The sequence below is a fragment of the Bartonella sp. AD24XZML genome (assembly GCF_042196485.1).
Taxonomy (GTDB): domain Bacteria; phylum Pseudomonadota; class Alphaproteobacteria; order Rhizobiales; family Rhizobiaceae; genus Bartonella.
In genome coordinates this window covers 58,420-70,387 of the sequence record NZ_JBHIQH010000051.1, presented here as the reverse complement: position 1 = coordinate 70,387, position 11,968 = coordinate 58,420, and the positions used below count along the sequence as shown (strand labels likewise).

Genomic DNA, 11,968 nt, shown 5'->3' with positions numbered 1-11,968 from the left:
GGCTTGTGCATTAGCACCAAAGCTAAAACAGCCCAATGATAGGAACCGTGTGCCTATTAATAAAACAATCCCTGCCGAAATCAAGCGAGGAGACAGATGAAAAAGATAATTATCATTATAGCGATCAGTATAATTTTTGGAACGTCAGCTCTCGCTAATGATTGTTACTGGAGCTCCAGAACTTTTAAGACGGTATGTATTCCGAAGACTGTAGATCATAAGACAATAAAGAATCCCTCTCCACCACCACCTGCTCTTCCAGCTCCACCGACACCACCTACTCCACCTGCAGAATATCTGGAGCTTATTAATCTATTAAAAAAAGGAGAAATTATTGAGCTCTTAAAAAAACAGCTTGAGTTGAAAAAAGAACAAATTTCGCAAACAGAAAAAACCTATCAAGCTATAACAAAGAGTCAGAAAACTGGACCTCAGAAAATAGACTTTTCTAGTTTTTTTCTCAAAGAGCCAGAAGCGCTCTATAAGAAAGATAAGCTTTCAAGGGAATCATATCAAAAGGTATTAGAGGACGAAAACAAAATTTCTGGGACTTTTGATCAAATGGGCAAAGCTATTTCTGAGCGTTTACAATTTGCATCGATACAAGATAAAGCTGTAAGTTTAGAAACTTTTGAAAACGTAGAAAATCGTTTTCAATACCTCAGAAATCTATTAGATGAACTTCCAACAAAAGAAGACCTGAAAGATACTGCAGATCTTCAAGCACATATCGATGGTTCGTTAGCCATGATCCAAAATGAATTTATAAAGATGGAAATGGTAGCGCATTTACGTGACGCTGAGCAATCACTTATCAAAAGGAAAAAACGCGAACTTAGTATGAAATTTTTTAACCATGAAGCAAAAGGGATGCCTACCATACGATAAAAACAAAAGCCACTGTAGAAGGTTCAGTACTATCCGAACAATTCAGAGGGGCACAAAGATTTTATCAAAGTCAAGATATCGTGCTGAAAACACTTAGGTATGTATAAATAAAAACGAAGCGTTTAGCATATATCTATGTTCCAAGGTGATAAAAAGTTGAAAATTCGTTAAAGAGGAATTCCATGGACTTTACAGTGTTCACGCAACTTTTCAATAAAATTGATCAGATAACAAAAACATATGTCACGGACATTTCCTCAAAAACAATAGCTACAATTACACCCTTTGTATCAATCGGTATCACAATCGCTTTCATCATCTATGGTTGGCTCATCATCCGTGGCGCTATAGATATGCCTCTCTCCGGATTCGTAAACCGTTTCCTACGGATAAGTATTATTACTTCAATAGCTCTTACCACAGGACTTTATCAGAGTGAAATTGCCAATTTAATAACACAAATGCCCTATGAGTTATCAAAAGCACTCATAACAAACCCACTCGATGATACACAATTAATGAATTTACTGGACAAAGCAGCAACCAAAGGATTTCAATATGCAGGCCGTCTTTTCCAAGAAACCGTCTTCTTCGAAGCCAATGGATTGCTTTACAGTCTCTTAGGCATCCTCATCTTGCTGGCAACAAGCCTCGTAGTAGCAATCGGTGGTGGTCTCGTGCTCCTGACAAAAATCGCTATTACACTTCTCGTAGGATTGGGACCACTCTTCATCATTGCTTTACTCTGGCAACCAACCTACCGCCTTTTCGAGCAATGGATAATCCAAGTCGCCAATTATATAATCCTCTTTCTACTCTTAGCCACTGTATTTGATCTGATGATGCATGTCTTTGTAAACTATTTGCGCGATATGAAACTCGGTTACGACCAGAATGTAGCATACATGTTTGGGGGAGCTCTCATCTTGTCCATTATATCCATCATGCTGTTACTCAAACTATCAAGCATGGCCAATTCTCTCGCAAAAGGCATTACATTCGGACATCTATGGAGACATAGAAACTAGATGAGATAAAAAGCAATGATTCCCGTAACAGACGCCCTTAATATCCATATGATAAAATAACAAGAATATCCAATCCTACAGCGAAAAATATTCGCACTGAAATTGAGCTATTTTCATAAATTAAAAAATGAAATTAAGAAAAGATAAATTATCGTAAACTATACACTTTACTTTAGTGTCAAAATTATAATAATGACAACAAATATCAGAATGTATATAACAGTAAAAAAGAGTCATATCAAAATGAAACATATCATTCTTGTAATTTTGATTGCAAACCTTTTATCGGCTTGTGCATTAGCACCAAAGCTAAAACAGCCCAATGATAGGAACCGTGTGCCTATTAATAAAACAATCCCTGCCGAAATTAAGCGAGGAGACAGATGAAAACAAAACAAGCAAAACCAGTGAAAGCCGAACAACTTAGAAGTTATTATGAAGAAAGCCGTGGCTTAGAACGTGATCTTATCAATGAATTTATAAGGTCGCGCAGAACGGCATGGCGTGTTGCGAGTACTGTGGGTCTTTTTGGCTTATTCGGTATGATATGTGGAGTTATTGGATTTTCTCAACCAGCTCCAACTCCCTTAGTATTGCGCGTTGATAATACGACGGGCGCAGTTGATGTTATCTCAATCATGCGTGAACACGAAGAAAGCTATGGCGAAGTTGTAGATAGATATTGGCTAAACCAATATGTGCTTAACCGCGAAACTTACGACTACGATACTATTCAACTGAACTATGACACAACAGCACTTTTAAGTGCGGCATCTGTTCAACAAGAATATTATAAAATCTATGATGGAGAAAATGCACGGGACAAAGTGCTTTCCAACAAAGCACGTATCACAGTTAAAGTACGATCAATCCAGCCTAATGGACTCGGTCAAGCAACTGTACGTTTTACGACTCAGCAACTTGACAGCAACGGTGCTGCTACTGGACCAAAACAGCACCAAATTGCAACAATTGGTTACACCTATGTTGGTGCACCCATGAAATCATCTGATCGATTGCTTAACCCCCTTGGTTTTCAAGTAACAAGTTACCGTTCTGACCCAGAAATACTGTTGAATGATTAAGGAATTGATTGTTATGAAAAAACTTGCGTTCGTTGTTCTATTGTCTTCGTTTTCTTCTCTTTATACGGTACCTGTGCAGGCGCTCAAAAGTCCATCAAATTCACAATATGATCACCGCATTCGCTATATAACATATAACGAAGCCGATGTGGTTCAAATTGAAACAGTTCTTGGTGTGGCAACACATATTATTCTTGAAGAAGGTGAACAGTACATAACTCATGCCTTTGGCGATTCTGAAGCCTATGCCTTTGCTCATAAAGGGCGGCATATTTTTATTAAACCAAAAGCAGAACTTGCCAATACCAATCTCATCGTTGTAACCGACAAACGGAGTTATAAATTCCGACTACAATTTCGGAATGACCGTGCGGGATCAACATATGAATTGGCTTTCCATTATCCCGATTCAAACGATGAAAAGTCAGAAGAAAACAATCGACGCCTTGCGATTGAACGTGGTTTTCACCAAAGCGTCAACGGCTATAATCTCAGTTATACCATGAGCGGTCACCAAGATATTGCTCCGATAAATGCTTGGGACAATGGGCGTATTACTTACTTCAAATTTCCCGCTAACATGGATATGCCATCGATTTATGTCGTAGATGCTGAAGGCAATGAAAGCTTAATACCACGCACCGTTATCGGCAGTTCTAATGATATTATCGCCGTTCATAAGGTCAATCCTAAATGGCTCATACGGCTTGGTAAACGCGCTCTAGCTGTTTTTAATGAAGCCTATGACCCCAATGGCGTACCAAACACAACAGGGACAGTATCTTCGGTGGTTTATCGTATCAATAAAGGAGGAAAATGATGTTTGACAATAAGGAAGGAGAGGGAAAAGGTACAAAACTGGACAACGTCGAGCAAAAACATATTGAAGGTGCCTATGGAGGGTCGGAACTAGGTTCTGAACGTCGTCCGACAATTCCAGGTACCCGTGCATTGTTAATGGTAGGACTTATTGTCATAGTAGCGATACCGATTGCCTTGACTTGGAAAGCTTTTAAAATGCGTAATACCGTGGAGGTTGAGGAAGAAAAACCACAACAAATAGTACAGCAAATTATACCAAACTATGTCCCTCGGATTATAGAAGAGCCAAAGATTGTAGAAGAAGCAGAAAAATCAACACAAATAGAAGATTCAAACTTGGATATTCCACCGGCCTTGAGTAAACTTCTTCAAACAGCCATTCCTCCACATATGCTCCAAGATTCTGAAGAATTAGCACGCAAGCGTATGCTCAGTTCTAGCCTTAACAACGGTGGTAGCGAAGGATCTACAGATACAAATAATAAAGCATCGAATAATGATAGAGGTAATGGCGTATTATTTGATAACCTTCAGCCCGTGCGTTTAGGTCAATCACATGCGATGCAACTTCGTAACCGTGACTTTTTGATTACACAAGGAACGCAAATAGATTGTACGTTAGAAACAAAAATCATTACATCACAACCCGGAATGACGACGTGTCATTTAACACGCGATATTTATTCCACGAGTGGACGTGTTGTTTTGCTTGACCGTGGTTCTAAAGTCGTTGGTTTTTACCAAAGTGGCATACAACAAGGACAAACGCGCGTGTTTGTGCAATGGTTACGCATTGAAACGCCTTCTGGTGTTGTTGTCAATCTTGACTCACCAGGCACAGGTCCTCTGGGTGAAGCGGGTATTGGTGGCTGGGTTGACAGACATTTTTGGGAACGATTTGGTAGTGCAATTATGGTAAGCATTATCGGTGATTTAGGAGAATGGGTAAGAGGAAAAGTTGGTAAAAGCAGCAAAGAAAATAAAGATAACTCACAAAATAAAGGAGCTCAGAATGCTGAATCTATAGCAATCGATGTTCTTCAGAATTCCATCAATATCACACCAACACTTTACAAAAACCAAGGCGAACGAGTAAATATTTTTGTTGCTCGTGATCTGGATTTCAGCGATGTCTACAGTCTCGTCACACGTTAACCCGATACAAAAAGATCAAGCAGTTTTTCAGCTTCTGCAACCGCTTGATTGTTTTTTAGAAGATCCCACGATCACTGAATTATCGATTTGCCGCCCCTGTGAAGTATGGACGAAAAGCTTTAAGGGTTGGCAAGTACATAGCGTACCAGAGTTAACAACCACTTTTTTGCAAACGCTTATTACAGCTATTATCGTTTATAATGGTATGGCTCCCAGAAGTATTAATTATGTGCTCTTGCCTGGAGGACAACGTGGTACAATTATACAAACACCAGCTGTTGTTGATGGTGCTCTTTCCTTTGTAATTCGTAAACATTCTCTCATAGTTAAAACGTTAGAAGAACTCAAAGAAGAAGGGGCTTTTGACGATTTTTCTGATGTAAGTTTTAATAAGCCTTCAGCAAAAGAAGCCAATAACTTGTTATCGAGGCAGGACTTCACACGGTTGGAACCATTTGAAGTTCAACTCTTACAAAGTAAACGTGAGGGAAAAATTCTTGAATTTTTGGAAGAATGTGTCCTTCACAAACGCAACATTATTATTGCAGGCAAAACAGGATCTGGTAAAACAACATTTGCTCGCTCTTTAATTGAAAAGGTCCCTGTAGAGGAGCGTATTATCACAATTGAAGATGTTCATGAGCTTTTTCTACCCAATCATCCCAATCATGTACATATGATTTATGGTAACAATGTAGGCCGTGTTTCAGCTGAAGAATGCCTAGATGCGTGTATGCGTCAGTCGCCTGACAGAATTTTTCTCGCTGAATTGCGAGGCAATGAAGCATGGGAATATCTCAATTCGCTCAACACTGGTCATCCCGGATCGATTACAACAACGCATGCCAACAGCGCTTTGCAGACATTTGAGCGATGTGCCACCTTGATTAAAAGATCAGAAATTGGCCGGCAACTCGAGTTAGAAATGATAAAAATCGTTCTCTATACAACAGTTGACGTAGTGTTGTTCTTTAAAGATAGAAAACTCTCTGAAGTCTTTTACGACCCGATTTTTGCTAAATCAAAAATCGCTTAAGGGGAGCTTCCTCTCTCGGTAATATGAAGCAAACAAAAATAGCCGTAACTAGTTGTTACGGCTATTTTTTAACTTTTCCTATTCTCTTTGCTTCTCCAATGGATTTTCTACACTCTTCATGAAGAAAAAAAGAAAAAAGTTAATAGACAACAACTCTACGAGAAAACCAAATTATACATAAGGCTCTCTTTATTCTCTTGCCTTTGATCATTCTTTCCATTTACCTTTTGAAAAAGTATCTTTGATGCAAAAAAGAAAAAATAGCTGCAAAATAAATATTTAAACAAAAGAAAAGAATAAATTTTGATTCGCCTATCAATGAAAGCTTCGTAAAATAGATACTTTCGATCATCACAAACAATTATCGTCATCAAGACCAAAACTTATCGTTTAAAAATTCTAAGCGCTATTTTCAAGTGATTAATAAATATGTTTTTTAACCAAACAATCTCCAAATACGGAAAACCTCATACGAAATAAATTATCATTTCGATTTAGCATCCATAAACCACGTTCTATTTGGTAATAAAAAGTATAGTGGTATATCAACGTCTTCTTCGGACGAAGAAAGATTCTTAACCTCCAGTTGTTCGTAAACAACTAAATTTCTCTTAAGCAAGCTTTGCTAACCATATCACGTGGCTTATGTCCCTCTCCTAAAGATGATATCCATAGACTACATAAGGTAAACTCTACTCTGAATATTCCTGCTCTCTTCTCTGCACCACAAAAAGCAAAAATTCCTAAAAGAACAGATCTACAATCACTCTTCTTAAGCCACGTCACATTGACTTATAAAGAGTTTTCATTATTTTGCGTGTTGTATAAAAGATCTTAGTGCCGTAGGATTCTCTCATTTCAAAGCTGTTTATTAACCAAAACCATGTCTCTTGCACATTATAAGTAAATAAAGCCGTATAGAATGAAACTGTACAAAAAGCACTAAAAATGCCTTTTATAAACCATCCAAAATGCCCAAAATTGCCACAATATTGGGAGTTTGCAAAGTATCTAATGGCGCCCAACTTGCTCTTTTATGAAGTGTAAAAATGAAGATGCTCTATAAATTTTATATTATTCATCGGGGCTTTACCATTATACCATCCACGAGCTCTGTAGTGAAATAAGCTTAGGCACCTTAAAGAAAGGTTTCTTAAAAACAAGCGTGTAAATTGACAAGCAAAGTGTATTTGGTTCGGGGCGTTCTGTTTTACATAAGGGTTTTGATCTTATTAAAGAACGAGAGAAACAAAAGCGTGAAGCAATGCGTAATCTCTATTATTTAAAAGACATTACTCTAGATGCTTTTAAAAGTCGTAAAGCAGAATTTAAAAATGATGCTAAAAATGGAAACTGGTTTGCACCTTTACAGCTTCATATTCTCCTCAAATTAGGCGGCTGTATAGCAACTTTCAAAGATTGCGCCAACAGAGATACATAATACTCTTAACTCCCATCTGATAAGTAAAAGCTGCAACAGCAAAAGCTCTTTTAAAAAAACAACGCCATAAAGTCATTAATAAACCGGCAATGAATTGGAGAAATGTTCCAGATTTTTATCAAACACTCTGCAAAGCAACAATAATGATACAACTGGCTTTGCGTTTGCTTATTCTTACAGGTGTTCGTACCCATCTCTTGCATCAATTCGTGAAGATCAGATTGAAGAGGATATGTGGACAATTGGCTCGAGAATACGAAGGGGCTGCGTGATACTACAGGAAATTTCGCATGCCCTTATGATCACAAATATTAAAAATTTTAAAACAAGCACGCTTGTTTTTTCGCAATGATTTCTATTTTCTGTAACCGGCCGTAGTCCTTATTAATGTGAGTTTCCTATCACAATATATAAGAGAGGTTAGGTTAAAAACCTGTCCACGTAGATTTCGCTCTAGTTTACGTAATAGGCTAACAGACTCCACCTACCACACCTCAAAGGACGAAGCCTCTTAACACGCAAACTAATCTGCAAACAATCCGCCCCCTCGCCTAGCAGATTTCACCTTCTAACCACTTTAATTACCACATCCTAAATAAGATAGTGTTTTACAGCACAACAGAATAAATACCAAAACAATGGCTGATTATACCGTTAATACTTGGACACCTCTCTTTCATGTTAAGAAATATCTTTTATGCTAAAAAATAAAATAAAAAACACTTTTACTGCTTAAATAACTTTCTTAAGCATACATACAAGAAAAAATGAAATCCCCTAACATAATAAATAAGACCTAAACCTAGAAATCTCTATTTTTTATAGATAAAAACATATAAAATCAAAACCTATGAAACTCATAAAAACACAACATGTTTTCTTTGATGATTGAATTCATTCAACTCAAACGAACCTATAAACATCCCTATTCCACATTCGCAACACGTGTTCTTAGAATTCTCACTAGCGTTTTCTAAATTTTTGGAAAAAACTATAAATTTGATATTTTTTAAAAACGCCTTATTTGCTCTTTAATGAATTTAAATCTATGACGTTACAATAATTTTAAATTACTTCCCCCTGAACTGTATGATCTATCTCTACAATAGATAGGGATTTTACGTTCTCCATTTTTTAAGAACTATAAATTTTGTTTTTTAATGCTATTAACAATCCAATCTTTAAAATAAAAAATATGACCTTTAAATATATAAATGATGTTATCAAAAATTCCTAATCCCTGAATATTCGCAATGTTTTTGATATTATAATAAACTTATCGTAAAATGACAAACTGTCATAATGATCACTTCTTTGTATTTCATATGAATAATTTACATGCGTTATAATATTTGTATCAGCATTTATTTTTTGTTCTATATTTATACAGAGTAATCATTTTTATAAAAAATGATTACTTGAATCTGCATCAAAGTGTAAATTATGATGCGAATTTAATAAAAATAAAAACACATGGCATATTGATTTTATTGTTTTTACATAGAACGCTATTTAAAGTATAGTTTACTCGAAAGACTAATGCCTTTTTAAAGGCAATAATAACTATACTAACCGCCTCATAGAAGCCAATAAATTTTTAGAGATTAAGCCTCAAAGAGGCACAAAAACACGCACAATTTTCTATTTTTCTTTTTACTGTTCGTTAATCGGTCAATTTTCAAAGATAATATTCAACTATGAGTTTTCTACTCAGCCATTGCAAGGATTGCTTAATTTTTTAGGGATTACTTCACTTTTAGAATGATTATAGCTACTGCGCTCCCATAAGCAGCCGATCTCTTTTAGAGATTTAATTGCTAAAAGGAGATACAATTTCCCACCTTGCGCTTTATTTTGATCAATCAGTAAATTTTCAAAGGCGGCGTTCAACCATAAGTTTTTTAATTTCAGCAATCGCTTTCGCTGGATTTAATCCCTTTGGACAAGTTTGCGCACAATTCATAATCGTATGGCAACGATAAAGGCGGAAAGGATCTTCTAAATTATCAAGACGTTCACCACACATCTCATCACGTGAATCCGCAATCCAGCGATAAGCTTGAAGCAAAACAGCGGGCCCCAAATAACGATCACCGTTCCACCAATAACTTGGACATGAAGTCTGACAACACGCACACAAAATACATTCATAAAGGCCATCGATTTTTTGGCGATCGGAATGACTTTGTAACCATTCTTTTGCAGGTTCAGGAGAAACTGTTTGCAACCAAGGCTCAATGACTCGGTGTTGTGCATAAAAACGCTTTAAATCAGGAACCAAATCTTTAACAACCGGCATGGAAGGCAACGGATAGACCTTAATGGGATGTTTTACATCATCCATCCCTTTGGTACAAGCTAATGTATTGGTTCCATCAATATTCATCGCACATGAACCACAGATGCCTTCACGGCATGATCGACGAAGTGTCAAAGTTGGATCAATATGGTTTTTAATAAACAAAAGCCCATCAAGAATCATAGGACCACAAGCAGAACGATCCACATAATAAGTATCTAAATGAGGATTTTCTTCATCATCAGGCGACCAACGATACACGTGAAATTCCGTCAGCTTTGTAGCACCTTCAGGTTTAGGCCAAACCTTTCCCGGTTTTACTTGAGAATTTTTGGGAAGCTTAATTTGTACCATATTTCATTCTCCCCTTAATAAACCCGTTTTTTAGGTGCAATGCGCTTTAAATCGATCCCACCATCAGCTTCAGATGTTAACGGGTCCACATGGACAGGTCGATATAATAATGTCACCTTACCCTCTTTTGACAAATGTGAAATCGTATGTTTACGCCAGTTTTTATCATCACGCTCTGGATAATCTTCACGAGCGTGAGCGCCACGGCTTTCTGAACGTGCTTCGGCAGAATGAACAGTCATGATTGCATTCGCCATAAGATTTTCAAGCTCTAATGTTTCAACCAAATCAGAATTCCATATCAGAGAACGATCTGTGACTTTGAGATCCGACAATTCCCCCCAGATTTTATTCATCCGTTGACATCCCTGTTTCAAAGAATCTTCTGTACGGAAAACTGCTGCATCTTCTTGCATCGTGCGTTGCATTTTTTCACGCAATACAGCTGTTGGTATTGCCCCTTGTGCAAAACGTAAACGATCAAAACGCGCTATAATTTCGTCAACAGCTTCTTCATTGATGGGTGGAATTTCTGCATTCCGATCAATAACTTCACCCGCGCGAATGGCAGCAGCACGACCAAACACCACAAGATCAATTAATGAATTTGACCCCAAGCGATTAGCACCATGAACAGAAGCACATCCTGCTTCTCCTACCGCCATCAGCCCTGGTTGAATACGATCAGGCGAATCAGCCGTTGGATTGAGAACTTCCCCGTAGTAATTGGTAGGAATCCCACCCATATTATAATGAACCGTTGGCAAGATGGGGATAGGCTCTTTTGTTACATCCACCCCTGCAAAAATCCGTGCTGATTCTGAAATCCCTGGTAAACGCTCATGCAAGATTGCAGGATCAATATGATTGAGAACCAAATGAATATGATCCTTCTTAGGTCCAACGCCACGCCCTTCACGAATTTCAAGTGTGATACAACGCGAAACCAAGTCACGTGAAGCCAAATCCTTAAAGGAAGGTGCATAACGCTCCATAAAGCGTTCACCTTCAGAATTGATTAAATAGCCTCCTTCACCACGAGCTCCTTCTGTAATTAAGCAGCCAGAACCGTAAATCCCTGTCGGATGGAATTGCACAAACTCCATATCCTGAAGTGGCAATCCAGCACGTGCGATCATTCCACCACCATCACCCGTACAGGTATGCGCCGATGTCGCAGAAAAATAAGCGCGTCCATAACCACCGGTTGCAAGAACAACCATTTTGGCAGAAAAACGATGTATTGTACCATCATCGAGATTCCATGCCACAACCCCCGTACAAACCCCATCCGTCATGATGAGATCGAGTGCAAAATATTCAATAAAAAATTGCGCATTATGCTTTAAGCTTTGTCCATAAAGCGTATGCAAAATGGCATGGCCTGTACGGTCAGCTGCTGCGCAAGTACGCTGAACAGGTGGACCTTCACCAAATTGTGTCGTATGTCCACCAAAAGGACGCTGATAAATTTTGCCTTCTTGCGTTCGCGAAAAAGGAACGCCATAATGTTCTAATTCATACACAGCAGCAGGAGCATTACGCACCAAATATTCCATTGCATCGGTATCGCCCAACCAATCAGAACCTTTCACGGTATCATATAAATGCCACTGCCAATTGTCAGGTCCCATATTTGAAAGCGATGCAGCAATTCCCCCTTGTGCTGCAACCGTATGTGAGCGCGTTGGAAAAACCTTCGTAATACAAGCTGTCTTTAATCCTTGTTCTGCCATACCCAGTGTCGCACGTAATCCTGCACCACCTGCCCCAACAACAACAACATCAAATTTATGATCTACAGTGCGATAAGGGGCGTTACCTGCTTTAGCGCCCAGAGATGATCCTGTACCCGCCATA

11 protein-coding genes are annotated in these 11,968 nt (G+C 38.2%); 9 read left to right on the top strand and 2 right to left on the bottom strand.

The annotated features are described in order from the left end of the window. The 9 genes from ACFIMX_RS04595 to ACFIMX_RS04555 all read left to right on the top strand — a co-directional run. Positions 1 to 100, top strand: a 100-nt coding sequence (locus ACFIMX_RS04595; RefSeq protein ID WP_375694090.1) for a TrwH protein, incomplete at its 5' end; no start/stop codon positions are given. Continuing rightward, positions 97 to 888 carry a type IV secretion system protein gene (locus tag ACFIMX_RS04590; protein WP_375694089.1) on the top strand — a complete coding sequence of 264 codons (792 nt, stop codon included), beginning with the start codon at positions 97 to 99 and terminating at the stop codon, positions 886 to 888. The genes ACFIMX_RS04595 and ACFIMX_RS04590, both read left to right, overlap by 4 nt. Before the next feature lie 182 nt (positions 889 to 1,070). Then, the gene (locus tag ACFIMX_RS04585) at positions 1,071 to 1,916 is read left to right on the top strand and encodes a type IV secretion system protein (RefSeq protein ID WP_375694088.1); all 846 of its coding nucleotides are present in this window, start codon (positions 1,071 to 1,073) and stop codon (positions 1,914 to 1,916) included. Positions 1,917 to 2,159: 243 nt separating this feature from the next. After that, on the top strand, positions 2,160 to 2,303 hold the full coding sequence (locus ACFIMX_RS04580; protein ID WP_375639811.1) for a TrwH protein: 144 nt from the start codon (positions 2,160 to 2,162) through the stop codon (positions 2,301 to 2,303). Further along, positions 2,300 to 3,001 (top strand): virB8 family protein, encoded by a 702-nt coding sequence (locus ACFIMX_RS04575; RefSeq protein ID WP_375694087.1) that lies wholly within the window; start codon positions 2,300 to 2,302, stop codon positions 2,999 to 3,001. The genes ACFIMX_RS04580 and ACFIMX_RS04575 overlap by 4 nt, the downstream gene beginning before the upstream one ends. Before the next feature lie 13 nt (positions 3,002 to 3,014). Further along, positions 3,015 to 3,821: a P-type conjugative transfer protein VirB9 gene (virB9, locus tag ACFIMX_RS04570; RefSeq protein WP_375606008.1), complete on the top strand. Its 807-nt coding sequence runs from the start codon at positions 3,015 to 3,017 to the stop codon at positions 3,819 to 3,821. After that, on the top strand, positions 3,821 to 4,978 hold the full coding sequence (virB10, locus tag ACFIMX_RS04565; RefSeq protein WP_375618344.1) for a type IV secretion system protein VirB10: 1,158 nt from the start codon (positions 3,821 to 3,823) through the stop codon (positions 4,976 to 4,978). Before virB9 ends, virB10 begins: the two co-directional genes overlap by 1 nt. Beyond that, on the top strand, positions 4,953 to 6,014 hold the full coding sequence (gene virB11 / locus ACFIMX_RS04560; protein ID WP_375618302.1) for a P-type DNA transfer ATPase VirB11: 1,062 nt from the start codon (positions 4,953 to 4,955) through the stop codon (positions 6,012 to 6,014). Before virB10 ends, virB11 begins: the two co-directional genes overlap by 26 nt. Positions 6,015 to 7,278: 1,264 nt before the next feature. Next, complete coding sequence (locus ACFIMX_RS04555; RefSeq protein WP_375694086.1) at positions 7,279 to 7,455, top strand: hypothetical protein; 177 nt, start codon at positions 7,279 to 7,281, stop codon at positions 7,453 to 7,455. A 1,873-nt stretch (positions 7,456 to 9,328) separates the two neighbouring features. Here the strand turns inward: ACFIMX_RS04555 and ACFIMX_RS04550 are convergent. After that, positions 9,329 to 10,108 carry a succinate dehydrogenase iron-sulfur subunit gene (locus tag ACFIMX_RS04550; RefSeq protein ID WP_005774220.1) on the bottom strand — a complete coding sequence of 260 codons (780 nt, stop codon included), beginning with the start codon at positions 10,106 to 10,108 and terminating at the stop codon, positions 9,329 to 9,331. Between the two features lie 14 nt (positions 10,109 to 10,122). After that, a complete protein-coding gene (gene sdhA / locus ACFIMX_RS04545; protein ID WP_375618304.1) occupies positions 10,123 to 11,967 on the bottom strand; it encodes a succinate dehydrogenase flavoprotein subunit in 1,845 nt (614 codons plus the stop codon). Position 11,968 lies beyond the last annotated feature (1 nt).

What these genes read in the sequence shown, in the direction of transcription:
- ACFIMX_RS04580 (WP_375639811.1), top strand. Translation starts at nt 2,160, where the DNA reads ATGAAACATATCATTCTTGTAATTTTGATTGCAAACCTTTTATCGGCT.
- ACFIMX_RS04550 (WP_005774220.1), bottom strand. Translation starts at nt 10,108, where the DNA reads ATGGTACAAATTAAGCTTCCCAAAAATTCTCAAGTAAAACCGGGAAAG.
- ACFIMX_RS04585 (WP_375694088.1), top strand. Translation starts at nt 1,071, where the DNA reads ATGGACTTTACAGTGTTCACGCAACTTTTCAATAAAATTGATCAGATA.
- sdhA (WP_375618304.1), bottom strand. Translation starts at nt 11,967, where the DNA reads ATGGCGGGTACAGGATCATCTCTGGGCGCTAAAGCAGGTAACGCCCCT.
- ACFIMX_RS04575 (WP_375694087.1), top strand. Translation starts at nt 2,300, where the DNA reads ATGAAAACAAAACAAGCAAAACCAGTGAAAGCCGAACAACTTAGAAGT.
- virB10 (WP_375618344.1), top strand. Translation starts at nt 3,821, where the DNA reads ATGTTTGACAATAAGGAAGGAGAGGGAAAAGGTACAAAACTGGACAAC.
- virB9 (WP_375606008.1), top strand. Translation starts at nt 3,015, where the DNA reads ATGAAAAAACTTGCGTTCGTTGTTCTATTGTCTTCGTTTTCTTCTCTT.
- virB11 (WP_375618302.1), top strand. Translation starts at nt 4,953, where the DNA reads ATGTCTACAGTCTCGTCACACGTTAACCCGATACAAAAAGATCAAGCA.
- ACFIMX_RS04555 (WP_375694086.1), top strand. Translation starts at nt 7,279, where the DNA reads ATGCGTAATCTCTATTATTTAAAAGACATTACTCTAGATGCTTTTAAA.
- ACFIMX_RS04590 (WP_375694089.1), top strand. Translation starts at nt 97, where the DNA reads ATGAAAAAGATAATTATCATTATAGCGATCAGTATAATTTTTGGAACG.